This window comes from Actinomadura sp. WMMB 499 (assembly GCF_008824145.1).
Taxonomy (GTDB): domain Bacteria; phylum Actinomycetota; class Actinomycetes; order Streptosporangiales; family Streptosporangiaceae; genus Spirillospora.
The window spans coordinates 5,125,480-5,151,523 of the sequence record NZ_CP044407.1 but is presented as its reverse complement, the minus strand read 5'-3'; the positions used below and the strand labels follow the sequence as shown (position 1 = coordinate 5,151,523).

Here is a 26,044-nt window from a genome sequence, read left to right as displayed (position 1 = left end):
GTGACCGCCCAGGTCACCGCCGAACGAGTCCGCCAGTGTCGGCACCGGCCGCCACCGGGTCGACGGGTGTGCCCGAATGTGGCGGGACACCTAGCCCAGAACCTGAGCGGCGGTCTTCATGGTCCGCAGCCGGTTTCCGCGGCCGGATCCGGCCGTTGATCTTGGTGAGATGGGGGGGTTAAGTTGATCTCGCTCGCCCAGTGGATCTTCCGCTGGCGCCCGCCCCGGCGGGCAGAAGGAGGTCGGCCACCCCCATGCGTCTCTCCCGGACCCTCGCTGTCGCCGCGACCGCCGCGATGCCCCTGGCCCTCGCCGCGCCGACGTTCCCCGCGCACGCCGCCGCAGGCACCTGGAAGGTCGTCAATCCCGCCGCGAACGGCTGGTACACCGCCGAAACCACGGGGTCGTTGACCATCAAGAACGCGGCGGGGGCGACTCTGGTCACCTGTTCCACCGTCAAGCAGGGCGGACCGATGGCGAGCGCGACCTCCACCGGCACGACCATGACCGTAGGGTCGGCCTACATGACCGCGGGAGCCCCCTGCACGCGCCCCGACGGGGCCGCCGCCAGCATCGTCGGGAATTACGAGGCGATGAACCTCGGCCGCATCAACTACGTCGCCACCGGCCACGACGCCGCCACGGGCACGACCACCCTCACGGGAAACCTGGGCTCCCCGTGGGGAATCACGGTCTTCTCGGACAACTGCAAGTTCTCGTTCAGCGGCATCGAGGCGAGCTACAGGAACAGCACCCGGACGCTGAAGTACGACAGCGCGACCGCCGTCCCGTATCCGGCCGCCAACGAGGACGGTTCGACCGGCTGTCCGGGCGTGGACGCCACCGGCGAGGACATCACCTTCACCGGCGAGTTCAAGGTCAGCCCGGCCGTCGTGATCGCCCGCACCGTCGCGTGACACCCGTCGGCGAATCCAGCGGATCGCCGACCGTTCGCAGGCGTCCGGCCGTCACCGGAAAGCGGTCGTACCCGGACGCCTGCGCCGGATCCGCGAGCGGCCCGCCGGCGACGGACCGGGGCCCGGTGGACGTCGGCGGCCAGGGCTCAGCGGAGCTCGCCGGTGATGATCCACAGGTGGCCGAACGGGTCGCGGATGCGGCCGGAGCGCTTTCCGTAGGGGCGGTTCTCGATCGGGACGACCACCTCGGCGCCGTGCGCGACCATGCGGTCGCCGATGTCGTCCGGGGCTTCGACCTCGATCTCCAGGAGGACCGCGGAGCCGCCGAGATCATCGGGCGAGAGCCATCCCCATTCGGAGACGGCCGGCGAGAGCCGGAAGGACGAGTCACCGATGCGGTGATCGATCATGCTGGGTCGGCCGTCGTCGCCCGCGGGGGCGCGGAACACCTGCTGGGCGCCGAGAGCGTCCTGGTAGAAGGCCGAAGCGCGATCCGGGTCGGGCACGATGAGGCGGGGAGAAAAGCGGATACCTAGCGTCATGCGGCCCATCGTCGGGGCGGGCGGCCAGTGTGGTCTTGGACGTTTGGGAACTGGCCGGACGTGACGCGGGCGACGCGCCGGAGGATCGGGCGGGGGCGAGGGGCCTCTTCTCGTACTCTCGGGGCATGGGAGACTCCGCCGTCCACATTCGCCTCGGGCCGGACGAGCTGGTGATCCGCCGACGCTACGAGACGCTGTCGATCGTCAACGACTTCGGTGCGGCGGTGCTGTTCCTGGCGGGAAGCGTGCTGTTCTTCTCCGAATCGACCATGTACGAGGGGACGTGGCTTTTCGTCGTCGGGTCCGTGCTCTTCCTCCTGCGTCCGACGATCCGCCTCACGCGCCGCTTCCACCTGCGGCGGCGGCACGGCGTCGCCTCGTCGCACGAGTCGTCGATGGACTTCTGAGGAACCTCAGCCGGTCGCGGACGGTGCCGTGCGGATGTAGGACAGTCCAGGGAACCGGCCTGAACGCCACGCGCGTCACCACGATCGTGATGGTCCTGCACGACCTGAACCTCCGTGAGGGGCGGGAGCGGGCGCGGTCCTCCACCTCCCAGCCGTTCGCCGATATCGCGCGCTTCCTCGGTTCGCTCTGCTAGGGGGCGGCCGACGCCACCCCGGTGCGCAGCGCGGGGGCGACCGTCATCCCGAGGCCGATTGCCGCCGCGCCCTTCACAACAATGCGTCTGGTGAGGTCTGGCATGCTGACGCTTCCTTTCAGCGGAGAGTTGTAGCCACCATGGACAGAGCAGTCGGAAGCAGCGTCGCCACCGCGCAGACCGTCCAGTAGGTCCGGCCGCGCAGCCGGGTGCCCCGAGCGACGGCACGGTTGGCGAGCCACCACACCGAGACGGACAGTCCGACGATCGGGACCAAGAGAACGAGGGCCGGCAGCATTCCGTCGTTCTCGGTGGGCGATCTCTGGGTCAGGCCCACCGCGGCCAGCGGCCAATTGGCCGCGACGTACCAGAGCAGCCAGATCGGAACGATCGCCGGTATGCCGAGCAGGAAGTTCATGCCAAGGGCGACAGGAATCTTCCATGCTTGTCCCTTGTTCGCGTACACGCCGACTATTCCCTGTTCCGCAGCAGAAGATTGTAGGACTCGATACAGGCCCATCACTTGCACACCATATTGGGTCGCCGCGTAGCCGGTCCCGTTATAGCGAGGGCGAGACGGGCTTGCGTGTCGGTATCTCCGGTTCCCGCACTCGGTCGCGAGATTCCCAGAAGATCGGCGTTGTAGACGGTCAGGTAGGCGACGGATCCACATTGTGGATGTAATCCTCGTGCAGCTCGCGCCAGACCGTGGGGATGTCGCTGTTGTCCATCTCGGTCCCATTGATGATGCCCTGCCGGATGCAGTAGTTGCGAGCTTCGGTGGTCACCCAGGCTGGTCGGTACCGCTGTCGCCGTGGGGACCGTGCTGATCGTCGCGCTGGCGAAGAACTGGACGGCCGTCCTCGACCCGTGCACCGTGCTTCCGGCACCACTGATCGGTGCGGGCGTCGGACTCGTCGCCGGCATCTACCCTTCGGTTCGGGCCGCCCGGATCGAGCCGCAGGAGGCCCTTCGCCGGGGAACGATCGGCCGGTGAACGACGGCACATCGCCGCTGACGAGCCCGCCGCTCAACTCTTCGGGGACCTGGCGGGTTCCGGGCGGACGTTGTGGCGGCCGATGGGGAGCATGAGGGGGCGGCCGGAGACGGGGTCCTCGATGATGCGGCTCTCGAGGTCGAAGACGGTGCGGACGGTGTCCTCGGTGAGGACCTCGGCGGGGGTGCCGGACGCGTGGACGTTCCCGTCGGCGAGGGCGATCAGGTGGTCGGCGTAGCGGGCGGCGAGGTTCAGGTCGTGCAGGACCATCACGATCGTGGTGCCGCGGGCGGCGTTCAGGTCGGTCAGGAGGTCGAGGACGTCGATCTGGTGGCTGGGGTCGAGGAAGGTGGTGGGCTCGTCGAGGAGGAGCAGGTCGGTCTGCTGGGCGAGGGCCATCGCGATCCACACGCGCTGGCGCTGGCCGCCGGAGAGTTCGTCGACGGCGCGGTCGGCGAGGTCGGTGGTGCGGGTGGCGTCGAGGGCGGCGGCGACGGCCGCGTCGTCGCCGGCGTTCCACCGGGCGAAGAGGCCCTGGTGCGGGTGGCGGCCGCGGGAGACGAGGTCGAGGACGGTGATGCCCTCGGGCGCGATCGGCGACTGCGGGAGGAGTCCGAGGGTGCGGGCGAGTTCCTTCGCGGGCATCCGGTGGACGAGTCTGCCGTCCAGGACGACGCGTCCCGCGCGGGGCGCGAGGAGGCGGGAGAGCGAGCGGAGGAGCGTCGACTTCCCGCAGGCGTTCGCGCCGACGACGACCGTGATCGCGCCGGGCGGCACCGTGAGGTCGAGGGACTCGACGACGACGCGGTCGCCGTAGCCGAGCGTGAGGTCCTCGGCGGCGAGGGAGTGCGAGGTGGTCACAGGGAGCCTCCGGCACGGTGGGTGCGGACGATCAGGTAGACGAGGTAGGGCGCGCCGAGGACGCCGGTGACGACGCCGACCGGGTAGCGGGTGTCGAGCGCGTACTGGCCGACGAAGTCGGCGACGAGGACGAGCAGGGCGCCGACCAGGGCGGCGGGCACGAGGAGGCTGCCGCCCGTCCCGATCAGGCGGGCCGCGATGGGGCCGGACAGGAACGCGACGAACGCGATCGGGCCCGCGGCGGCGGTGGCGAACGCGATCAGCCCGACGGCGGCGACGATCACGGCGATGCGGGTGCGTTCGACGCGGACGCCGAGGGCCGACGCGGTGTCGTCGCCGAGCTGGAGCGCGGACAGGTCGCGGGCGAGGAGCAGGAGGACGGGGCCGAAGACGGCGAGGGCGGCGACGGTCGGGAGCGCTTCCTGCCAGGTGGTGCCGTTGAGGCTGCCGGTCAGCCAGCGGGTGGCCTCCTGCAGGTCCCACTGCCCGGCGCGGGACAGGACGTAGGAGGTGACGCTGTCGCCGATCGCGGCGATCCCGATGCCGATCAGGATGAGCCGCATCCCGACGACGCCGTCCCGGAACGCCAGGACGTACATGAGCAGCGCCACGACGAGGGACGCGACGATCGCGAAGACCGACACCTGGGTGCCGCCGAGGCCGAACACGACGATCGCGATGGCGGCGGCGGCGCTCGCGCCGGAGCTGATCCCGATGATGTCGGGGCTCGCGAGGGGGTTGCGGAGCATCGTCTGGAACGTGACACCGCCGAGGCCGAACGCGACTCCGGCGGCCACCGCGAGGACGGCCCGGGGCAGCCGGAGCCGTCCGACCGTGAAGGACGCGCCCGGTACCTGCTCGCCGAGGACGACGCGGAGCACGTCGCCGGGCGGGTAGAAGGACCGGCCGAACATCAGGGAGGCGGCGAATCCGGCGAGCACGAGCGCGGCGAGCGTCCCGATGATCAGGCGGCGCCGGGCGGCGCGCCGGCGGCGGCCGCGGACGACGGCCGCCGCGGTGGACGGCCGGACGGCGGCGGGGGCGCTCACAGCTCACGCACCTTCTGACGTCGGACGATGTGGATGAAGAACGGCGCACCGAGGATCGCGGTGAGGATGCCGACCTCGATGTCCTGGGGGCGCGCGATCACGCGTCCGACGACGTCGGAGACGGTGAGCAGCGACGCGCCGACGAGGACCGTGGACGGCAGCAGCCAGCGGTGGTCGACGCCGACGAGGAGGCGGCAGGCGTGCGGGACGAGCAGCCCGACGAAGGCGATGGGGCCGGCGACCGCGGTCGACGCGCCGCACAGGATGACGGCGCCGAGGGACGCGGTCGCGCGGATGACGGCGACGCGCTCGCCGAGCCCGGCCGCGACATCGTCGCCCAGCGCGAGGGAGTTCAGGCCCCGCGCGCAGAGCATGCAGATCGCGAACCCGGCGAGCAGGAACGGCAGGACCTGCCCGATGCGCTCGTAGGATCCGCCGCCGACGCCGCCCACCTGCCAGAGCCGGAAGCCTTCGGCGATGTCCCCGCGGGGCAGGACGACGGCGCTGACCAGGGACGCGAACGCGGCGGAGGTCGCGGCGCCCGCGAGCGCGACCTTGAGCGGGGTGGCGCCGCCGCGGCCGAGGGACCCGACGGTGTAGACGAACACGGCGGTGGCGGCGGCCCCCGCCATCGCGACCCAGATGTAGGCGGTCGGCGAGGTGAGCCCGAGGAACGCGACGCCGCAGACGACGGCGAGGGAGGCGCCCATGTTGACGCCCAGGATCCCCGGGTCGGCGAGCGGGTTGCGGGTCACGCCCTGCATGACGGCGCCGGACAGGGCGAGCGCCGCGCCGACCAGCACCGCGAGCAGGGTGCGCGGGATCCGCTTGGCGACGGCGGCCTGCTCGAGGGTGTCCTCCGCGCCGCCGAGCGCGGCCCAGACGTCCGCCCAGGCGACGTTGCGCGAGCCGAGGACGACCGACGCGAGCATGGCCGCGGCCAGGACGGCGACCGCGGCGAGCAGCCACAGGACGCGGACGCGGGCCGGGCGCCGCACCACTGCGACGTCCGGCCCGCGGTCGGTGTCGACCGTCGTCATGTGACCTTGTCTGCCGCTTCGGCGAGGGCCTTGACGTAGTCCTCCAGGACCCACGAGATCGCCAGCGGGGTCGGGTTGGCGGCGGTGCCCGCCGGCGTGGTGCCGGACATCAGGTACATCGAGCCGCGCTCGACGGCGGGGATCTTCGACAGCAGCGGGTCCTCGCGGATCTGCTTCGCGAGCTTGTCGTCGCCGTACCCGACGATGATGTCGACGTCGTCGAACACGTCGATCTGCTCGGCGCTGCGGGAGAGCGCGAACTTGTCGGTGCCCTCGGACGCCTCGGCGATGCTCCCGGCGATCGTCATCCCGAGGTCCTCGAAGAACAGCGTCCGTGTGTCGTGCGAGGTGTAGAAGCCGATCTCGCTGACGTCGTTCGGGTCGATGTGCGTCATGAACATCGCCGACTTGCCCTTGAGCTGCGGGTACTTGGCGATGGCCGTCGAGATGTCGGCCTCGATGCCCTTGATCAGCTCCTCGCCCTCGGCCTCGAGCCCGATGGCCTTGCTGTTCATCCGGACGACCTCGCGCCACGGCGTCGCCCAGGGGGCGTCGGGGTAGGCGACGACGGGGGCGATCTCGCTGAGGGTCGCGTAGTCCTCCTCGGTGAGGCCCGAGTACCCGGCGAGGATCACGTCCGGCCGGGTGTCGGCGACGGCCTCGAAGTCGATGCCGTCGGTCTCGTCGAACAGCACGGGCCGTTCGCCGCCGAGCTCCTTGAGCTTCTCGTCCACCCAGGGCAGGACGCCGTCGCCGTCGTCGTCGCCGAAGTTGGCGGCGGCCATGCCGACCGGGACGACGCCGAGGGCCAGCGGCACCTCGTGGTTGGCCCAGTTGACGGTGGCGACCCGTTCGGGCTTCTGCTCGACGGTGACGGTGCCGAGCGCGTGCTCGATCGTCACGGGGAACGTCCCCGAGCCGCCGCTCGCGCTCTGCTCGGTGCTCTCCGCCGAGTCGCCGCACCCGGTGAGGGTGCCCAGCAGGATGGCTGCCGCCGCGAAGACGCGCAGGCCAGGTGGACGTTTCAATCCGCACTCCACGTTAAGGGTCCGCCACAAGCTCCAAACCTTCTTAGGTAAGGCTTGCCTTGGTGGGAACCATAAGAGGAATGACCGACTTGTCGCAATCACCCCTTTGGGACACCCGTTATCGCGATCGGGACATCAGGACGGCCGGAACGCCCCCGGCGTCCGCCCCGTCGTCCGCCGGAACGCCGCGCCGAACGCGCTCGCCGAGCGGTAGCCGACCTCCTCGGCCACCGCGTCGATCTCCCAGCCCCGGGTGAGCAAGGTCACCGCGTGCTGGGCCCGCACCGCCGCGACCCACCGCGCGAAGCTGGTGCCCGTCTCGGCGTTGAACGCGCGCGTGATCGTGCGGGCGCTCACGCCCAGCCGGGACGCCCAGTGCGCGAGCGTCCGCTGGTCGCCCGGATCGTCCCGGACGGCGTCGGCGATCGGCCGCAGCAGGTCCGACGTCGGCATCTGCAGGAGCAGCTCGCGGGACGAGGGAGTGAGGACGTCGAGGACCATCGCCTCGGTCACCGTGCGGGAGCCGGCGGGCAGGTCGGTGCCGGCGAGCCGCTCCAGCAGCAGCCGGAGCAGCGGGGTGATCTCGACGGCGACGGGCGCCGGGGAGAGCGAGGCCATGGTGCCGTAGCCGAAGAACCCGGCGCGGCACCAGGTGCCGGCGGTCGCCGAACCGGAGTGCAGCGTCCCCGCCGGCATCCACAGGCCGAGGGTCGGGGTGATCGTCCAGACCCGCGCCCCCACGACGGCCGTGGACGCGCCCCGCTCGTTCCACAGCAGCTCGTGGAACGGGTGCGAGTGCTCGTTCCACGTGGTGTCGCGGGCGAACTCCTCGCTCCAGCTCAGGATCGTGAACGGCACCTCGGCCGGGCCCGCGGCGAGCGCGGGCAGGATCCGGGTCTCCCCCGGCCCCCTGCTCGCCTCGCGGACGCGGCTCATCTCACCGGCTCACTTCCCCCGGGTTCACTGCACGGGGACGTTGTTCGTGTTGCCGAAGGGGCCGCCGACGAACGTCACCGTGGACACGTTCCCGGGCGGGGCCGGGATGTAGGCGAAGCCGCGGACGGGCTCCTCCACGCCGGTGCGGTACGCGGCGCCGGCGGAGGCGATGTAGGGGGCGGGCTTGCCGGGGTCGGCCTTGCCGACGCGGACGGCCCGGTAGGTGTCCGTGCCGCCGGGCACCTGGATCGCCATCGAGGTGAAAAAGCCGCCCGGGTAGTCGCGGTGGGGGTAGGCGGCGTTCGGCGGGGTGTCCGCCGGGCCCTCGTTCACGATGTCGAAGACGGCGACGATGTAGGCGCCGTCCCGGTAGAACGGCTTGACGTCGAGGCGGCGCTTCTGCTCGCCGAACCGGGCGTAGCGGCTGGCGACCTTCTCGCCGTCGGACGCGCGGAACGCGGCGGGCGGGACGGCGGCGCCGCGGCCGTCGGCCGAGGCCGTGGTCGAGCCGTTCGCGCCCTCGGTGACCTGGCGGACCTCGTACTGGATCTCGACGCGGCGGTTGCGGGCGCGGGCCTTCTCGTCGTCCTTGCCGCCCTCCTTGGCGATGGGCTCGGCCTCGCCCTTGCCGTGCGCAGAGTACTTGAACGCGCCGCCGAGCCGCTTCTTCAGCTCCGCCATAACGGACTCGGCGCGCTGGCGGGACAGCTTGAGGTTGTAGTCGTCGGCGCCCTTGCTGTCGGTGTGCCCGTTGAACGTGAGGGGCCGCTTGTTCGGGTCGGCCTTCGCCTTGATCTCCGCGGCGGCCTCGTCGAGCACCTGCTTGGCCCGGCCCGACAGTTCCGCGGAGTCGAACGCGAACAGCACGTCCGTCCGGAGGTTGACGGTCACGTCGGAGCCGCTGGACGTGACGTCCTTGATCTCGCCCTCGGTGATGTCGTAGAGGAACGCGGGGTTGCCGCCCGCCGCCTGCCCGCCGCCGGCCGGGGCGCCGCCGCCGCCGGTGACCGGGACGCCCGCGAACTCCCCGGCGGTGCCGGGGGTCAGGGCGGTGAGCCGCTGGACGTTCTGCGGCAGCGCCGGGTACGTGGCGGTGAGCTGCTGCGGGGCGTTCGGGGCGAACTGCTGCGCGGCGGGCGGGGCGGTCGGCTTGTACAGCTTCCGGCCGACCGGGTCGAGCAGGTCGACGGCGAACGGGACGCTCTTCGGCGACTGGTCCAGGGACGTCACCGTGTAGCTCAGCACGGACGTGGCACCCTGCCGCTGGACGCCCTTGATCTCGACGCGCGCGTGCAACCCGGCCTCGCCGAACCAGCCCTCCTTGACCAGCTTGCCCGGCTGGGCCGCGGCGGGGCTGCTCGCCCCCTCGCCCGTCGGCTTGGGAGACTCGCTCCCCTCCGCGTCGCCGGAGTCGGAGCATCCGGTCGCGAGCAGCAGCCCGGCGAGGAACACGGCGAGGGGGACGCTCGTTGCGGCGCGCATCTGCTCTCCGGTCGGTCGGGAGGGGGGAGCGGGAGGTCAAGGCTTACCGTAGCGGTCCGGGCACCGGGCACGCAGCGGCCCCCGTCCCGGTGGCGGGTACCGGGACGGGGGCCGGGCGCGGAGCCGGGCGCGGGGCCGGGCGCGGGCGGGGCGGGCGTCAGAAGGACTCTTCGGCCAGCTCCATCGCGTCCAGGGTGGTGGCCTCGGTGACGGCGCGGTCGGACGCCAGGCGCGGCAGGACCGTCTGGCAGAAGAACTGCGCGGCGGCGACCTTGCCGTTGTAGAACGCCTCGTCGGAGCCCGAGACGTCACCGCCGCCGAGGGCGGCCAGGGCCACCTCGGCCTGGCGGCAGAGCAGCCAGCCGACGATCAGGTCGCCGAGGGCGAGCAGCAGGCGGCTGGAGTTCAGGCCGACCTTGTACAGCTCCTTCGGGTTCTCCATGGACGACAGCGCCCACCCGATCATCGGGTTCAGGATGCCCTGGACGTCGTCGAGGGCGCGGGCGAGGGCGGCGCGCTCGTTCTTGAGGCGGCCGTTGCCGGCGTCGCTCTCGGTGAACGCCGTGATCTCGGCCGCGAGCACCTTGAGGGACTCGCCGTTGTCCCGGAGGATCTTCCGGAAGAACAGGTCCTGCCCCTGGATCGCCGTGGTGCCCTCGTACAGGGTGTCGATCTTGGAGTCCCGGATGTACTGCTCGATCGGGTACTCCTGCAGGAAGCCGGAGCCGCCGAGGGTCTGCAGCGACTCGGCGCCGAGCAGGGCGTAGGCGCGCTCGGAGCCGAAGCCCTTGACGATCGGGAGCAGCAGGTCGTTGATCTTCTCGGCCTGCTCGTCCTTGCGGCCCTCGTGCTGGGCGACCTGGACGGCGTCCTGGTAGGAGGCCGTGAGCAGGACGAGCGCCCGCATGCCCTCCGCGTACGCCTTCTGCGTGAGCAGGCTGCGCCGGACGTCCGGGTGGTGCGTGATCGTGACGCGGGGGGCCGTCTTGTCGGTCATCTGCGTCATGTCGGCACCCTGCACGCGCTCCTTGGCGTACCCGAGCGCGTTGAGGTAGCCGGTGGAGAGGGTCGCGATGGCCTTGGTGCCGACCATCATGCGGGCGTACTCGATGACGAGGAACATCTGCTTGATGCCCTCGTGCACGTCGCCGACGAGGTAGCCGACGGCGGGGTGCTTCTCGCCGAAGGTCAGCTCGCAGGTGGTGGAGACCTTGAGCCCCATCTTCTTCTCGACGTTGGTCACGTAGGCGCCGTTGCGCTCGCCCAGCTCACCGGTCTCGAGGTCGACCATGTACTTGGGTACGAGGAACATCGACAGGCCCTTGGTGCCGGGGCCGGCGCCCTCGGGGCGCGCCAGCACCAGGTGGAACACGTTCTCGGACATGTCGTGCTCGGCCGAGGTGATGAACCGCTTCACGCCCTCGATGTGCCAGGTCCCGTCGGACTGCTCGACGGCCTTCGCGCGGCCCGCGCCGACGTCCGAGCCCGCGTCCGGCTCGGTCAGCACCATCGTCGCGCCCCACTGCCGCTCGCGGGCCAGCTCGGCGAACCGCTTCTGCTCGGGCGTGCCGATCTGCCAGAGGATCTGCGCGAAGCCGGGGCCGGAGGAGAACATGTAGACGGCCGGGTTGGCGCCCAGTACCTGCTCGGCGACGGCCCAGGTCAGCGAGCGGGGAGCACCGCTGCCCCCGAACTCGGGCAGGAGGTCGAGCCGGTACCACTCGGCGTCCATCCACGCCTGGTAGCTCTTCTTGAAGCTCTCCGGCATCGTGACGGTGCCGGTGGACGGGTCGAAGACCGGCGGGTTGCGGTCGGCGTCCTCGAAGGAGTCCGCTAGCGGCCCCTCCGCGAGGCGGTGCACCTCGTCGAGGACGCTGCGCGCGGTGTCCTCGTCCAGCTCCGCGTACGGGCCGCTTCCGAGGAGGTCCTGGCGCCTGAACACCTCGAAGAGGTTGAACTCCAGGTCACGGAGGTTGCTCTTGTAGTGCCCCATTCGAGACTCCGTTCGGCTCGGCGGGCTGCCGACGGCCCCGCACTGCGTACTGGTCGGTAACTCGACATCATGCTACCCGCTGGTAACCAGTGCCGATCCACCGAAATCAGACCATGTACGGGATGCGGGCCACACTTGCCTTACCATCGGGGCTACAAGGTGACGCAACTCACATGCAACGCGCAAGCGCGTTACCAATCGGTAGACACAATCGAACATTTCGGTGCATAACGGACTTTTCGCCCTCAACTGCCTGGTCAACTCATGGTTGGGCGTTTCAGAATCATGTCCCCTGGTCGACGAGCACCGACACGAGACATCGCTTTCGGAACGATCCTCACCAAACCCTTGACGGATCACTCGTAGCCCTGCTAAGGCGTCTCACGTTGCGGACGCCTGTGACCGGATCTGGCAAACGTGAACCAATAGGACCCCTCGTCCCTCTTACTTGAGGTGGCACGGGGTCACAAGGGTCTGCGGGTTCTCCCCCGGAGTCCGAGGAGAGGAAGGACTGGGAATTGTCGTCTGTCACGGGGTGGCTCAGTGACGCCTGGAGTTCCGTAACGGGGGCGTTCTCCAACGGTGACTGGAGGGCCTTCATCCCGCTGGGGTTCGCGGGGCTTCTGGTCTGGGGACTCTGGCTCTACCGGGTGATCCTCTCCCGCATGGACAAGCCGGTCGTGAACAACTTCCGCACGACCGTGTCGGTGGTGGTCCCGTCGTACCGCGAGGACCCCGAGATCATGATGCAGTGCCTGGACAGCTGGCTCGCCCAGAACCCGAGCGAGATCATCATCGTGATCGACGTCGCCGACACCGAGGGGCACCGGCGGCTGGCGCAGGTCACCGACCCGCGCGTCCACGTCCTGGTCTACGAGCACTCGGGCAAGCGGTCGGCGCTCGGCGTCGGCATCCGCGCCGCCCGGGGCGAGATCATCGTCTTCGCCGACTCCGACACCTGGTGGCAGCCCGGCCTGCTGGACGCCGTCCAGATGCCCTTCGAGGACCCGCAGGTCGGCGGCGTCGGCACCCAGCAGAACGTCTTCCAGCGCGAGACGAGCGTGTGGCGCCGGATCGCGGACTGGCTGGTCAACCTGCGCTACTACGACTACGTCCCGGCGCAGGGGTCCAAGGGCGGCGTGGCCTGCCTGTCCGGCCGGACGGCCGCCTACCGCCGCGCGGTGATCCTTCCCGTCGTGGAGAACCTGGAGAACGAGTTCTTCCTGGGCCGCCGCTGCATCGCCGGCGACGACGGCCGCCTCACCTGGCTGACGCTGTCGCAGGGCTACAAGACCGTGCACCAGTCGTCCGCGCGCGCCATCTCCATGTTCCCCGACTCCTTCCGCGCCTTCTTCAAGCAGCGCATCCGGTGGAGCCGCAACTCCTACCGCTGCTACCTCACCGCCCTGTGGAAGGGCTGGCTGTGGAAGACCCCGTTCGTCACCAAGGTCACCGTCCTGCAGATCCTGCTCACCCCCGTGACCATGGGCGTCACGCTGGCCTACCTCATCTTCAGCCGGATCCTGGACAACCTCACCCCGGTCGGCATCTCGCTGGCGATCGGCTGGGTGCTGTTCGGCCGAGGCGTGCGAGGCTGGTCGCACCTCAAGCGCCACCCGAAGGAGATCCTGCTGCTGCCGCTGACCGCCCTCGTGATCATCATGATCTCGCTGCCGATCAAGCTGTACGCGTTCATCACCATGAACAAGCAGGGCTGGCTGACCCGCTCCGCAGACCAGGTGGGCGGCGCCGGGCAGAGCGCGAGCTCGCTGCAGGGAGTGGGCTGAGGTGACCCTTCCCGACCCGACTTCGCGGACGCCCGCGGCGCGTCCGCCCGGCCCGCGCCGGCGCGGCCCGCGGACGGCGGCGGCCGGTCTCGCGCTCGGCCTCGGGCTCGCCCCGCTCGCCGTCCTGAGCGGGACGCCCGCGCACGCCGCACCGACGCCCACGCCCGGCCAGCCGACCGGCCAGCCCAGCGGGCAGCCGACCGGGCAGCCCACGCAACCGGGCCAGGGCGGTCAGCAGAACGGACAGCAGCAGGGCGCCCAGCAGGGCGCGCAGCAAGGGGCCCAGCAGGGGGCCCAACCGGGTGCCCAGCAGCCCGCGCAGCAGGGCGGGCAGGGGGCCGGGGCGGCGAGCCCGCAGGCCACGCTCGTCGACCAGGAGGACCAGCGGATCCTGCAGATCCGGTCCGTCCTGACCGCGATCCTGCAGATCGGCGGCCAGGCCACCGGGCAGTGGAAGCAGCCGCAGATCTTCGGCTCCAGCCACGGCAAGACGCTCGTGCTGCCCAACATCGGCCAGGCGTACACGGCCGCCGACCTCGCCAAGTACGGCGGCAAGTACGTCAAGCGGCTGCCGGACGGCTCGTTCCTGCTGGGCATCCCGGTGTACGTCGCCGACGGCGCGGAGCTGACGCTGAAGAACCCGGACGGCCCGCTCGTCCTGCGGATGGGCAGCATGCCCGGCGCGTTCGCGTCGATCGTCAGCTTCGGCGGGAAGATCAACATCGAGGGCACCGCCCGGAACCCGGTGCAGATCACGAGCTGGGACCCCCGGACGAACCGTCCCGACACCGAGACCGCGGACGGCCGCGCCTACATCCGCGCGGTCGGGGGCCAGTTCCACGCGAAGCACGCGAAGTTCTCCCAGCTCGGCTTCTGGAGCGGGCGGACCGGCGGCATCGCGCTGACCGGCACCGACCGGCCGCAGAGCGAGTACAAGCGCTACACCAAGGAAGAGCGGGCGCAGAACAAGGAAGATCGCCTCGAGGCCAACAAGAACCGTGGCGGTGGCGGCGGTCCCGGCGACATCGAGATCCAGGAGCCGGGCGGGACGGCGACGCACGTGCCGGCCGCCGACCTGGTCACCGGTTCGATCGACAACACCACGATCAGCGGGAACGCGTTCGGGCTGTTCGTCTCCGGCTCGAACCAGTCGCAGATCACCAACAACCGGATCGAGAACAGCCTGGTGGACGGGCTGGTCATGCACCGGTTCGCCAAGAACGCCAACATCGCGAACACGACGGTGACCGGCAGCCGCGGCGACGGGTTCGTCCTGGCCCGGGCCACCGAGAAGATCCGCATCACCGACAGCACGTCCGAGCGGAACGGCCAGAACGGCTTCACCGTCAACGGGGCGGCCCTGGCCGAGGGGCCGTCGGCGTCCGGCGAGTCGCTGCAGACGTTCGGCGGCAGCTCCATCAGCAACAGCGTCTCCAGGGGCAACGGCCACTACGGGGTCGAGCTGCTCGGCGGGCACAAGCTGTCGGTGCAGAACAGCAAGATCATCGGCGGGGACATGGGCATCGTGGTGCGCGAGAGCGCCACCGAGGTGCAGATCTCCGGCAACCAGCTCACCGAGCAGGTGCGGCAGGGCATCTCCGTCCGCGACGGCGTCGAGGACGCCAGCCTCGCCGGGAACACGATCGTCGGTGCCCGCACCGGCATCTACCTGCGCGACTCGTCCGGGAAGCTGACCGGCAACGTGATCAAGGGCGCCGGCGCGCACGGCATCACGTTCGTCGGGGACGCGGAGGGCTCCGAGGTCCGCAACAACACGCTGCAGGGCCGGGGGACGAGCGCGGTCAGCACGTCCCGGTCGAGCGGCGACATCGTCGAGGACGACAACAACACCGACGGCTGGACCGACACCGCGTCGCTGTGGATGAAGTTCCGGCGCTACCTGACCCCGATGAACCTGATCTGGGCGGGCGTGTTCCTCATGGTGCTGTTCTCGATGCTGCGTGCCCGGAACGGCGGGCTGCGCATCGGCCGCACGGGGCTGCACCCGTACGCGCTGCAGCAGCCGATGGAGAAGCGGCAGGTGTGGAGCCTGCCGCGCCGTCCCGCCGGTCCCCCGCCGGCCGCTCCGGCGGGCGCCCACGCGGGCGTCCCCCCGGTCGGCGCGGCCCCGCCGGGCGCGCCCGCCGGGCAGCCGGTCGCCGGGCGGCACGCCGCCCCGGCCGCGCCGGTGCCGCAGCCGATCCCGACGGCCGCCGGGCGCCGCGGCACCGGCACGACGCCGCCGTTCGGCGCGCCGCCGAACGGTCCGCAGCCGTCCGGCCCGCGCGCCCAACCCGCCCCGTCCACCGGACGGATGCGCGGCCCGCAGCACGCCGCGCCGAACGGTTCGAACACGACCGGGCCGCTGCCGGTGCAGCCGCCCCAGACGCCGCCGCACCCGACGCCGCGCGGCGGCGTCCGGCAGCCGGAACGGAGGTGAGCCCGCGATGAACGCACCCGCGAACACGCCCGGACCGCCCGGACCGCCCCGCACGCCCGGACCGTCCGGTACGCCGGCCCCGGCGGCCCCGGCGGGCCCCGCGAGCCCGCCCGGGCCGAGGCACGGTGCCGCGCCGCCGCCGAAGAAGAAGGGCGCCGGAGGCAAGATCCTGACGACAGTCCTGGTGCTGGGCCTGGCGGGCGGCGGAACGTACGCGTACCGCGTGTACGCCGACCGTCCGCCGGAGATGCCCGGCGTGAACGAGGTGACCTCGACGGCCGCGCAGCAGCAGTCGACGCTCGTCGACCAGGAGGACCTGCGGGTCATGCAGACCCGCGCGCAGCAGGAGTCGGACATCGCGGGCGGCGGCGCGGCGGCCGTGCAGGCGCGGCAGCCGCGGCTGATGTCGTCCGCGAACGGCCGGACGCTGATGCTGCCGCAGCGCCGCGAACCGTACTACGTGTCGGAGCTGCAGAAGCTCGCCGGGGAGGACTTCCAGCAGCTCGGTGACGGCTCGTACCTGCTCAACGTCAGCATCATGGTGGCGGCGGGCGGCAAGCTGGTCCTGCAGAGCTCGACCGGCCCGCTGACGATCCGGATGCGCAGCGTGCCCGGTTCGTTCGCCTCGATCGTGAGCGCGGGCGGCAGCGTCCGGATCAACGGCTCGGCGCAGAACCCCGTGAACATCACGAGCTGGAACGAGGAGACCCGCTCGCCGGACACGAAGGTGAGCGACGGCCGCGCCTACGTCCGGGCGATCGGCGGCTCGTTCAGCATGACGTACACGAACGTGAAGCACCTCGGCTTCTGGAGCGGCCGGACCGGCGGCGTCTCGCTGACCGGCTCGGACCGTCCGGACTCGTCCGCCGAGCAGGTCCAGCCGGGCCCGCCCCACCAGGTGCGGATGCCGGACGGGTCGCGGGAGCAGACCCGCGGCAACCGGGACCAGATCGAGGTGCAGGCCGCCGACGGGTCGGGCGGCGCGACCTCGTTCCACGTGCCGCAGGCGAGCCTGGTGAGCGGGACGATCGAGAACTCGACGTTCGACGGCAACGCCTACGGGATCTTCGTGACGGCGTCGAACCAGACGCGGCTGGCCGGGAACACGATCAGCAACAGCCTCGTGAACGGGGTGCTGCTGCACCGGTTCGCGAAGAACGCCGTGATCGAGAACACGACGGTGTCGCGGAGCCGCGGGGACGGGTTCGTCCTGTCGCGCGGCACCGAGGGCGTGCGGATCACGAACTGCACGTCCAAGGACAACGGCGGCAACGGCTACACGCTGAACGGGCAGCCGCTGGCCGAGGGGCCGTCCGCGTCCGGTGAGGGCACGACGGCGTTCGGCCAGAACCTCATCAGCGGCAGCAACGCCGAGGAGAACGAGCGGTACGGGTTCGAGATCCTCGGGGGCGACAACGTCGCCATCCAGAACAGCCGGGTGACCGGCGGCGACATGGGCATCGTGGCGCGCGAGATGGCGACGCGGGTGCAGATCTCGGGCAACCAGGTCCGGGGGTCCGAGCGGCAGGGCATCGTGCTGCGGGACGGCGTCGAGGGCGGCAGCGTCGCGGGCAACGTCATCCACGGCACCCAGACCGCCCTGTACGTGCGCGACTCGTCGGTGACGCTGCAGGGCAACACCGTGCAGTCGGCGTCCCGGCACGGGGTCACGCTGAACGGCGACGTCGCCGCGACGGTCATCGCCGGGAACACCATCAGCGGTTCCGGGTCGAGCGCCCTCGACTACGACCGCGCGCAGGGCCAGTACAAGAACACCGGCAACAACATCAAGGGCTGGAACAAGACCGCGGGTTTCTGGACCTGGGTCAAGCGCGTGTTGAAGCCCATGAACGTGATCTGGGCGGGCGTCTTCCTGCTGGTCGCCGTCTCCGCGTTCCGCTCGCGGGGCACGGGGCTGCGGATCGGCAGGCGGGGCGCCCACCCGTACGAGCAGCAGACCAAGCTCGAGGAGCGCCCCGTGCGCCTGCTCCGCCGTACCCCTCCCGCGGCGCCGCCGAACGGGCAGCGACGGCAGCCCGCGGGAACACGCGTCGACCACTAGCCCGGCCCATCGGGCCGGTCGGCGCACCGGCACGGCAACGACGCACCAGAGCGGATCCAAGGAGTAGACCGTCAGATGAGTGTCAAGATCGACATCAAGTTCCTCGCCGGCCTGCTGGTCGGCGCCGTCGTGGTGGGATCGCTGGTGATCCTGTTCACCGGCGGCGACGACGACCCCGAGCCCGGCACCGCGTCGCAGAACTCGTCGCTGGAGCCGGTCGCGCCCGGAGCGGGCGCGACCGGGCCCGGCGAGGAGGAAGAGGGCGACGAGGGCGACGGCGAGGGCGGCAACGCGGCCGGCCCGGCGCTGACGCTGCCCGTCCCCGAGGGCGAAGGCAAGATCAACTGCCCGGCCCCCACCAAGACGGTCACCGACACCGCGAGCCTGGAGGCCGCCCTGCGCGACGCCAAGGCCGGTGACGTCATCAAGCTGGGGCCGGGCACCTACACGGGCAAGTTCGTCGCGAAGGCGGACGGCACCCAGCAGCAGCCGATCCACCTGTGCGGGGACGCCAAGACGATCCTCGACGGCGAGGGCGTGGACGAGGGCTACGGCTTCCACCTGGACGGCGCGAACTACTGGCGGCTCATCGGCTTCACCGTGACCAACACCCAGAAGGGCGTCATGGGGGACGGCACGAACGGCTCGATCATCCAGGGCCTGACCGTCCACGAGATCGGCGACGAGGCCATCCACCTGCGGAAGTTCTCCACCGGCAACACCGTCCAGTACAACAAGATCTACAACACCGGCCTGCGCCGCGAGAAGTTCGGCGAGGGCGTCTACCTGGGCAGCGCCGAGTCCAACTTCAAGTCGATCACCGGCGGGCAGCCCGACAAGAGCGACAACAACGTGGTGCGCGGCAACGTCATCCGGGCCACCGCCGAGGCGATCGACATCAAGGAGGGCACGTCCGGCGGGAAGATCCTGAACAACGTGTTCGACGGGACGAAGACCGGCGGCAGCAAGCACAACGACTCGTGGATCGACGTCAAGGGCAACAACTACCTGATCCAGGGCAACAAGGGCACCGGCACGCCGTACGACGGCTTCCAGACGCACGAGATCATCGACGGCTGGGGCAAGAACAACACGTTCACCGGCAACACCATCGACCTGGGCGGCGGCAACGGCGTCGGGATCGCCGACACCAAGGGCGGCAACATCATCAAGTGCGACAACAAGATGGTGAACGGCGGCAAGCTCACCAAGGACGGGAAGTGCTCCTGACGCGCGGACGGCGCGGACGGGGTGAAGTTGGTGCGGCGTGAAGATCGATCTGAAGTTCGCCGGGATCCTGGTGGCCGGGGCGGTCGCCACCAGCGCGCTCGTCGTGTTCGCCACCGGGTCCGGCGACGACACGGAGGGCACGCCCGCGGGCGGTGACATCGTCGCGCCGCCGTCGGCGGACGTGCCCGTCCCGTCCGGGACCGGCGGCGGGACCGGTGCCGGCGCCGAGGCCGGGGCGGGCGGGACCGGCGGCACCCAGCGGTTCCCGCTGCCGACGTCGCCGGAGCGGGTCTCGTGCCCGCAGGCGACCGTCACCGTGGACAGCGCCGTCACGCTGCAGGAGGCGCTCAACGTCGCCGAGCCGGGCACGGTCATCGAGCTGGCCCCCGGCACGTTCGATGGGCGGTTCCTCAGCCAGAAGTCCGGTACGCCGGACCGGCCCATCTTCGTGTGCGGCACCCCGAAGTCGGTCCTGGACGGCGGCGGGACGGGCGAGGGGTACGGCTTCCACCTGCAGGACGTCGCGCACTGGCGGCTGATCGGCTTCACGCTGCAGAACAGCCAGAAGGGCGTGATGTTCGACGGGACGGGCGCGTCGGTCGTCCAGGAGCTGACGATCCGCAACATCGGGGACGAGGCCGTGCACCTGCGGCGGTTCAGCACCGGCAACTCGGTGCAGTACAACTCGATATCGGCGACGGGCCGCGAGAACCCCCGGTTCGGCGAGGGCGTCTACCTCGGCTCGTCGCACAACAACTGGGGGACGCTGACCGGGGGGCAGCCGGACCGCAGCGACAACAACCTCGTCGCCGGAAACAGGATCAAGGCCACCGCGGAGTCGGTGGACGTCAAGGAGGGCACCGCCGGGGGCCGCATCGCGGGCAACACGTTCGACGGTTCGGAACTCTCCGGCGGGTTCAACGACTCGTGGGTCGACGTCAAGGGCAACGGATACGTCGTCGAGGACAACCGGGGCGCGCACACCAACGCCGACGGGTTCCAGACCCACGAGGAGTACAAGGGCTGGGGCACGCGGAACGTCTTCCGCCGCAACGTCATCGCCCTGGGGGGCGCCAAGGGCGTGGGGATCCGGCTCGACTCGGCCGGGAACGCGGCCGCCTGCGACAACAGGGTCGAGGGCGGCGAACTGCTCAACACGGGGAAGTGCTCTTAGGGGCTCTACCGTCACATCGAGAAGGAGAAGTGCCATGACTCAGACGGACGCCCCTAGGCTCACCGTCATCGGAACCGGCTACCTCGGCGCGACGCACGCCATCTGCATGGCCGTGCTGGGCTTCGAGGTACTCGGCGTGGACGTCGACGAGCGCAAGGTCGGCAAACTGGCGTCCGGCGAGGTCCCCTTCTTCGAGCCGGGCCTGCCGGAGCTGCTCACCAAGGCCCTGGAGTCGGGCCGGCTGCGCTTCACCACCTCCTTCGAGGAGGCGGGCCGGTTCGGCGACGTGCACTTCATCTGCGTGGGCACCCCCCAGCAGCCCGGCTCGGACGCCGCCGACCTCACCTACGTCGACGCCTCCGTGCGGGCCCTCGCCCCGCACCTGGACCGCCGCACGCTCGTCGTCGGCAAGTCGACCGTCCCGGTCGGGACGGCGAAGCGGCTGACCGGGATCGTGCACGAGCTCGCGCCCGCCGGGACGGACGTCGAGCTGGCGTGGAACCCCGAGTTCCTCCGCGAGGGCTTCGCGGTGGACGACACGATGCGGCCCGACCGGCTCGTGTTCGGGGTCGCGTCCGACTGGGCCTACGAGCGGCTCGAGGCCGCGTTCCGTCCCGTCCTCGACCTCGGCACCCCCGTCGTCCGCACCGACCTCGCCACGGCCGAACTGGTCAAGGTCGCGGCGAACTCGTTCCTCGCCACCAAGATCTCCTACATCAACGCGATGGCGGAGGTCTGCGAGGCCGTCGGCGCCGACATCAAGGACCTCGCCGACTCGCTCGCCCTCGACGACCGCATCGGCGGCAAGTTCCTCAAGCCGGGCCTCGGCTTCGGCGGCGGCTGCCTGCCGAAGGACATCCGCGCGTTCGCGCACCGCGCCGAGGAGATCGGCGTCGGCCAGGCCGTGTCGTTCCTGCGCGAGGTCGACGACATCAACCGCCGCCGCCGGGCCCGCACCGTCGACCTCGTCCGGGAGATGCTCGGCGGGATCTCCGGCAAGCGGATCGCGGCGTGGGGCGCGGCGTTCAAGCCGAACTCCGACGACATCCGGGACGCGCCCGCCCTGGACGTCGCCCGCACCATGCACGGGCTCGGCGGGCACGTCCGGGTGTTCGACCCGGCCGCGCTCGACAACGCGCGCCGCGCGTTCCCCGAGCTCCGCTACGGCGACAGCGCGTTCGACGTGGCACGGGACGCCGACGTGGTCGTCCTGCTGACCGAGTGGTCGGACTTCCGCGAGGTCGACCCGGACGCCCTCGCCGAGGTCGTCCGGCACAAGCGGATCGTCGACGGCCGGCACGCCCTCGACGCCGACCGCTGGCGCGCCGCGGGCTGGGAGTACCGCGCCCTCGGCCGCAGCTGACCTCGGGCACCCCTGGCACCGGCGGCGGCCCGCTCCCTCCCGGGGAGCGGGCCGCCGCCGGTTCCATGTGGGTCCCGCGTTTGAGGGTTCACCCCGTCGTACGCTCGGAACTGGCGCAAAAGTTTCAACCGCAGGTTCAACGATACGGTCGAGGTGACTTCGCCCCACGCAGGAGGACGGTGCCATGGCGGACGACTCCCCGACGATCGAGCTCAGCCTGGCCGAACTCCGGGAGGTGGCCCGCTTCGCGGCGGCGTGCGCCCGTCCGGCTCTGGTGATCTTCGAGCGGGACCGTCCGGACGACCGGCGCCCGCGGACCGCGATCGACGCCGCCCGGGCGTTCGCCGACGGGGGCGAGCGGACCAGGGCGATCCGGGACGGCGCGTGGGCGGCGTGGCGCTCCCACCAGGACGCCCGCGCCGCGGGGCGGGCCGCGGCGAGCGACGCCGCGCGCGCCGCGGTGGGCGCGGCCGGTGCCGCGTTCCTCCACCCCCTCGCGAAGTCCACCCAGGTCAAGCACATCCTCGGCGCGGCCGCGCACGCCGCGCGGGCCTTCGAACTCGCGACCGGCGACGACCCGGCGGTCGGCGCCGGCCACATCGCGCAGTCGCGGATCCTCGCGCCGCCCGCCGTGGTGGACGTCCTGCGGCGCTATCCCGCCGCCCCGCCCGGCGGCGGACGGGTCGGCGCGCTGATCCGCGAGCTGGACGCGGCGCTCCGCTGACCCGCCCGCGGCGGGAACAGGGAGGACGGGCGGGGCGTTGACCGACACGAGGGCGCTCGACGCGCGTCCTCCCGGACGAGGTGCGCCGTACCCGGTACGACAAGACGACGCGGCACCGCAGTCGTCTCGTCCACCGGGAGCAGATCATGGCCTGGATCCTCGTCATCGTCGCCGGCCTCTTCGAGGTCGCGATGGCCCTGTGCCTCAAGGCCAGCAAGGGCTTCACCGAACTGTGGCCGTCCCTCGGCTTCCTCGGCTTCGCCGCGGTCAGCTTCGGCCTCCTCAACATGGCGCTGCGGACGCTCGACGTCGGGACGGCCTACGCCGTCTGGGTCGGGATCGGCGCCGTCGGCACCGCCGCGCTCGGCATGATCCTCATGGGCGATCAGGTGTCCGCGTTGAAGATCGGGGCGCTGACCTGCATCATCGTCGGCGTCATCGGTCTCAACCTGGCGGGCGGGGGGCACTGAGCGAAAGGCCCGGACGGCCCGGACGCCGAGGCGGCGCCGACGCGGCGCCGCCGGTCCGGAACCGGTCGGCACCGGCGGCGTCCGCTTTCCGGCGCCGCTTCGCCTTTCCCCAGGTCGGCCTTCCTGCCAGGCTGGAACGCGAACCCCGACATGTGCGTCTATGTGTCGAGAGCGCCAGGGGGCGCCAGGCACCACCACGGGAGGTAGAACCTTGGTCTTCAAGAAGCTCCGCCAGGCGATGGGCATCGGCGGCCCGCAGGTCGAGACGGTCCTGCAGAACCCGAACACTCAGCCGGGCGGCGTCGTCCGTGGTGAGGTCACCCTGATCGGCGGCCAGCACGACTCGAACATCAAGTCGCTGAACCTGGCCCTGCGCAGCAGGGTCGAGGTCGAGTCGGGCGACTCCGAGCACGTCAGCAACCTCGAGTACGCGAAGGTGTCCCTCGCCGGGGGCTTCGAGCTGGACGACGGCTCGCGGCACAGCATCCCGTTCGAGTTCCCCATCCCGTGGGAGGCCCCCCTCACGCACATGTACGGGCGCCCCCTCCTCGGCACCACCGTCGGGCTCGCCACCGAGCTGGAGGTCGCGGGCGCGATCGACCCGGGCGACCTCGACCCGATCTCCGTGCAGCCGCTGCCCGCGCAGGAGCGCATCCTGGAGGCCTTCGGCAACCTCGGCTTCCGGTTCCGCAACGCCGACTGCGAGAAGGGCCGCATCTACGGCGTCGACCAGCGGCTGCCCTTCTACCAGGAGATCGAGTTCGCGCCGCCCGCGCAGTACGCGAACGGCATCAAGCAGCTGGAGGTGACGTTCGTCGCCTACCCCGACTCCATGGACGTCGTCCTGGAGCTCGACAAGCGCGGCGGCGTGTTCACCGAGGGCCACGACTCGTTCAGCCGCTTCCGGGTGGACTACGCGAGCGTCGGCAACACCGACTGGGAGGGGCAGCTCAACGGCTTCCTCCAGGACGCCGGCCGCCGCAAGGGCTTCTTCTAAGGTCCCGGACCCCACCGTCCGAAACAGGCCGTCCGGAACAGGCCGTCCCGAGCCCGCGCCGATCCCCTCCGCGATCTTGATCGTGGAGGGGATCGGCGCGTAGAAATGGTGCATGTGACTCCGCCCCCCGGTCTGTCCCCCGCCGAAGAGCGCCTGTGGGCCGCCTTCCCCACCGGTACCCCCGTCGTCCTCGGCGACGACCTGCCCGAAGAGCCGCTGCCCGACCGGACCGTCAGCGCGCACGTCATCACCCGGCTGCTGCTCGGCGCCGGGGAGACGCAGCCCGGCGCGGTCGCGGCGCTGAAGCTGCGCGGCGCGTACATCAGCGGGCAGATCGACGTGTCCGGCGGCATCGTCGAGCACGAGCTGCGGCTGGAGCGGTGCCTGCTGGTGGAGGAGCCCGACCTCTCCAACGCCGAGACCCGCCAGCTCCGGTTCGCCGACTGCCGGATGCCCGGCTTCGACGGCGGCGGGCTGCGCGCGGACGGCTACCTCAGCCTGTCCGGCTCGACGATCGAGGGGCAGGTGCGGCTGCCGCGCGCCCAGCTGTCCGGCGGGTTCCGGATGAACGGGACGCGCATCACCGCGACCGACCCGGACCAGTGGGCGCTGTTCAGCGGCGGGCTCGTCGTGGACGTCGGCACGTTCATCCGGGACGCGGAGATCACCGGCGGCGTCCGGTTCGTCGGGGCCCGGATGAACGGCGGCCTGTTCATGGAACGGACCGTCCTGTCCAATCCGGGACGGCTCGCCATGGACGCGCAGAACATGGTGGTCGAGGACGCCGCCGAGTTCAGCGCCGGGTTCCGTGCGAACGGGACGGTCCGGCTGCGCAGCGCCCGCTTCAACGGGATCCTGTCGTTCTCGAAGGGCATCCTGGACTCCCGCGATCCGGGGCGGATGGCGCTGCACGCGTCCCACATGTACGCCGACGAGCTGCTGCTGTGGCCGTCGGAGAAGATCCAGGGCCGGGTGTCGCTGTCGTACTCCCGCGTGGGCGTGCTCCACGACCACCCGTCGATCTGGCCGGACGAGCTGTACCTGAACGGCCTCGTGTACGACACGCTGCGCGGCGGCGGCATCAAGGACCGCCTCGACTGGGTCTCCCGTGACGAGCAGTTCCACCTCCAGCCGTACGAGCAGCTCGCCGCCTGGTACCACGGCGTCGGCTCCGACGACCTCGCCCGGAAGGTGCAGCTTGCCAAGCTGCGCGCGCGCCGCCGCAAGCTGCACGTCGTCGGGCGCGCCTGGAACCACCTCCTGGACTGGACGGTCGGCTACGGCTTCCGGCCGTGGCTCGCCTTCGCGTGGTTCGCGTTCCTCCTCGCCGTGGGCACCACCGTGTTCTCCGCCGAGAAGCCGAAGGCGATCCGGCCGCCGGACGAGCTGCCCGACTTCCACGCGCTCGTCTACTCCCTCGACCTGCTCATCCCCCTCGACACGTTCGGGCAGCAGCTCGCCTACGACCCGGTCGGCTGGTCGCGGTGGGTCGCCTACCTGCTCGTCGCGACCGGCTGGGTGCTGGCCACCGCACTGATCGCGGGCGTCACCCGGGTGCTGCGGCCGAACTGACCACGCGCCGCCACCCGGCACAATGGGGGGCCATGGGCACGTATCTGATCACGGGGGCGACCGGCGGGATCGGCAAGGCGGTCGCGGAGCTGCTCCGCGGCCGGGGGCACGACCTCATCCTGACCGGCCGGTCCACCGACCGGCTCGACGAGCTGACCACGGCGCTGCGGACCGGTGCCCACGCCAACACGCAGATCTTCTCGCCGCAGGAGATGACGGTGCAGAGCACCGGCGCGTCGATCGCCACGGTCGCGCTCGACCTCGCCGAGCCCCGCAGGCTGGAGGCGTCCCTCGCCTCCGCCCACGTCCCCGGACGGCTGGACGGCCTGATCCACGCCGCCGGGACCGTGCGGCTGGCGCCCGTCGCCGACCTCGACGTCGACACCTGGCAGGAGCACCTGTCGACGAACCTGGTGTCGGCGGCCGAGCTGACCCGCCTGCTGCTGCCCGCGCTGCGCGCCGCGCAGGGCCAGATCGTGTTCGTCAACTCGACCGCCGGGCTGCGCGCGAACCCGAACTGGGCGGCGTACGCGGCGAGCAAGTTCGGGATGCACGCGCTGGCCGACTCGCTGCGCGCGGAGGAGCCGTCCCTGCGCGTCACCACCCTGTTCCCCGGGCGGACGGCGACGGCCATGCAGCAGCGCGTGCGCGCCCAGGAGGGCCGCGCCTACGACCCGGACGACTTCGCCGACCCGGCGACCGTCGCGCGCGTCCTCGTCGCCGCCCTCGAGACGCCGCGCGACGCGGTGGTCTCCGAGATCACCGTCCGCCCGCGCTAG

The 26,044-nt window shown here is 71.3% G+C and carries 24 protein-coding genes and 1 riboswitch; of the genes, 14 read left to right on the top strand and 10 right to left on the bottom strand.

Annotated features, from left to right (window positions below; genetic code table 11):
- Positions 1-254 precede the first annotated feature (254 nt).
- A complete protein-coding gene (locus tag F7P10_RS22900; RefSeq protein WP_151012077.1) occupies positions 255-917 on the top strand; it encodes a hypothetical protein in 663 nt (220 codons plus the stop codon).
- A 146-nt stretch (positions 918-1,063) separates the two neighbouring features.
- Here F7P10_RS22900 and F7P10_RS22895 read toward each other — a convergent pair whose 3' ends face one another.
- On the bottom strand, positions 1,064-1,459 hold the full coding sequence (locus F7P10_RS22895) for a VOC family protein (RefSeq protein ID WP_151012075.1): 396 nt from the start codon (positions 1,457-1,459) through the stop codon (positions 1,064-1,066).
- Positions 1,460-1,584: 125 nt separating this feature from the next.
- On the opposite strand from F7P10_RS22895, the gene F7P10_RS22890 reads away from it, so the two are divergent.
- On the top strand, positions 1,585-1,866 hold the full coding sequence (locus F7P10_RS22890; protein ID WP_151012073.1) for a YrhK family protein: 282 nt from the start codon (positions 1,585-1,587) through the stop codon (positions 1,864-1,866).
- A gap of 312 nt (positions 1,867-2,178) precedes the next feature.
- Here the strand turns inward: F7P10_RS22890 and F7P10_RS22885 are convergent, their stop codons facing one another.
- On the bottom strand, positions 2,179-2,526 hold the full coding sequence (locus F7P10_RS22885) for a hypothetical protein (protein ID WP_218040118.1): 348 nt from the start codon (positions 2,524-2,526) through the stop codon (positions 2,179-2,181).
- 184 nt (positions 2,527-2,710) lie between these two features.
- Complete coding sequence (locus tag F7P10_RS42615) at positions 2,711-2,848, bottom strand: hypothetical protein (RefSeq protein WP_176611621.1); 138 nt, start codon at positions 2,846-2,848, stop codon at positions 2,711-2,713.
- A gap of 35 nt (positions 2,849-2,883) precedes the next feature.
- Here F7P10_RS42615 and F7P10_RS42610 point away from each other — a divergent pair, with 35 nt between their 5' ends.
- Positions 2,884-3,057, top strand: a complete 174-nt coding sequence (locus F7P10_RS42610; protein ID WP_176611620.1) for a hypothetical protein — start codon at positions 2,884-2,886, stop codon at positions 3,055-3,057.
- Positions 3,058-3,090: 33 nt separating this feature from the next.
- Here F7P10_RS42610 and F7P10_RS22880 read toward each other — a convergent pair whose 3' ends face one another.
- The 7 genes from F7P10_RS22880 to F7P10_RS22850 form a co-directional block, all read right to left on the bottom strand.
- Positions 3,091-3,918, bottom strand: a complete 828-nt coding sequence (locus F7P10_RS22880) for an ABC transporter ATP-binding protein (RefSeq protein WP_151012072.1) — start codon at positions 3,916-3,918, stop codon at positions 3,091-3,093.
- Positions 3,915-4,967, bottom strand: a complete 1,053-nt coding sequence (locus F7P10_RS22875) for an iron chelate uptake ABC transporter family permease subunit (RefSeq protein ID WP_151012070.1) — start codon at positions 4,965-4,967, stop codon at positions 3,915-3,917. Before F7P10_RS22875 ends, F7P10_RS22880 begins: the two co-directional genes overlap by 4 nt.
- Positions 4,964-6,007 (bottom strand): iron ABC transporter permease, encoded by a 1,044-nt coding sequence (locus F7P10_RS22870; RefSeq protein ID WP_151012068.1) that lies wholly within the window; start codon positions 6,005-6,007, stop codon positions 4,964-4,966. The genes F7P10_RS22875 and F7P10_RS22870 overlap by 4 nt, the downstream gene beginning before the upstream one ends.
- Positions 6,004-7,035, bottom strand: coding sequence for an iron-siderophore ABC transporter substrate-binding protein (locus F7P10_RS22865; protein WP_151012066.1), 1,032 nt, complete (start codon positions 7,033-7,035; stop codon positions 6,004-6,006). The genes F7P10_RS22870 and F7P10_RS22865 overlap by 4 nt, the downstream gene beginning before the upstream one ends.
- Before the next feature lie 135 nt (positions 7,036-7,170).
- On the bottom strand, positions 7,171-7,971 hold the full coding sequence (locus F7P10_RS22860; protein ID WP_151012064.1) for an AraC family transcriptional regulator: 801 nt from the start codon (positions 7,969-7,971) through the stop codon (positions 7,171-7,173).
- Positions 7,972-7,995: 24 nt separating this feature from the next.
- The gene (locus F7P10_RS22855; RefSeq protein WP_151012062.1) at positions 7,996-9,453 is read right to left on the bottom strand and encodes an OmpA family protein; all 1,458 of its coding nucleotides are present in this window, start codon (positions 9,451-9,453) and stop codon (positions 7,996-7,998) included.
- Positions 9,454-9,610: 157 nt separating this feature from the next.
- Positions 9,611-11,446, bottom strand: a complete 1,836-nt coding sequence (locus tag F7P10_RS22850) for an acyl-CoA dehydrogenase (RefSeq protein ID WP_151012060.1) — start codon at positions 11,444-11,446, stop codon at positions 9,611-9,613.
- 665 nt (positions 11,447-12,111) lie between these two features.
- Here F7P10_RS22850 and F7P10_RS22845 point away from each other — a divergent pair.
- The 11 genes from F7P10_RS22845 (at position 12,112) to F7P10_RS22795 (ending at position 26,044) form a co-directional block, all read left to right on the top strand.
- Positions 12,112-13,233, top strand: a complete 1,122-nt coding sequence (locus F7P10_RS22845; protein ID WP_151012058.1) for a glycosyltransferase family 2 protein — start codon at positions 12,112-12,114, stop codon at positions 13,231-13,233.
- A gap of 1 nt (position 13,234) precedes the next feature.
- Positions 13,235-15,673: a nitrous oxide reductase family maturation protein NosD gene (locus F7P10_RS22840; protein WP_151012056.1), complete on the top strand. Its 2,439-nt coding sequence runs from the start codon at positions 13,235-13,237 to the stop codon at positions 15,671-15,673.
- Positions 15,674-15,680: 7 nt separating this feature from the next.
- Entirely contained in the window at positions 15,681-17,735 is a 2,055-nt protein-coding gene (locus F7P10_RS22835; protein WP_151012054.1) for a right-handed parallel beta-helix repeat-containing protein, read from the top strand.
- 75 nt (positions 17,736-17,810) lie between these two features.
- Positions 17,811-18,965 (top strand): nitrous oxide reductase family maturation protein NosD, encoded by a 1,155-nt coding sequence (locus F7P10_RS22830; RefSeq protein ID WP_176611619.1) that lies wholly within the window; start codon positions 17,811-17,813, stop codon positions 18,963-18,965.
- Between the two features lie 37 nt (positions 18,966-19,002).
- On the top strand, positions 19,003-20,139 hold the full coding sequence (locus F7P10_RS22825; protein ID WP_151012052.1) for a right-handed parallel beta-helix repeat-containing protein: 1,137 nt from the start codon (positions 19,003-19,005) through the stop codon (positions 20,137-20,139).
- Between the two features lie 34 nt (positions 20,140-20,173).
- Complete coding sequence (locus F7P10_RS22820) at positions 20,174-21,502, top strand: UDP-glucose/GDP-mannose dehydrogenase family protein (protein ID WP_151012050.1); 1,329 nt, start codon at positions 20,174-20,176, stop codon at positions 21,500-21,502.
- A 184-nt stretch (positions 21,503-21,686) separates the two neighbouring features.
- Positions 21,687-22,226: a putative immunity protein gene (locus tag F7P10_RS22815; RefSeq protein WP_151012048.1), complete on the top strand. Its 540-nt coding sequence runs from the start codon at positions 21,687-21,689 to the stop codon at positions 22,224-22,226.
- Between the two features lie 46 nt (positions 22,227-22,272).
- A riboswitch (guanidine-III (ykkC-III) riboswitch) is annotated at positions 22,273-22,340 on the top strand.
- Positions 22,341-22,372: 32 nt separating this feature from the next.
- Positions 22,373-22,696, top strand: coding sequence for a multidrug efflux SMR transporter (locus tag F7P10_RS22810; protein ID WP_151018230.1), 324 nt, complete (start codon positions 22,373-22,375; stop codon positions 22,694-22,696).
- Between the two features lie 211 nt (positions 22,697-22,907).
- Positions 22,908-23,693, top strand: a complete 786-nt coding sequence (locus tag F7P10_RS22805; RefSeq protein ID WP_151012046.1) for a sporulation protein — start codon at positions 22,908-22,910, stop codon at positions 23,691-23,693.
- A 114-nt stretch (positions 23,694-23,807) separates the two neighbouring features.
- Positions 23,808-25,265: a hypothetical protein gene (locus F7P10_RS22800; protein WP_254715965.1), complete on the top strand. Its 1,458-nt coding sequence runs from the start codon at positions 23,808-23,810 to the stop codon at positions 25,263-25,265.
- A 32-nt stretch (positions 25,266-25,297) separates the two neighbouring features.
- Positions 25,298-26,044, top strand: a complete 747-nt coding sequence (locus F7P10_RS22795; RefSeq protein WP_151012042.1) for an SDR family oxidoreductase — start codon at positions 25,298-25,300, stop codon at positions 26,042-26,044.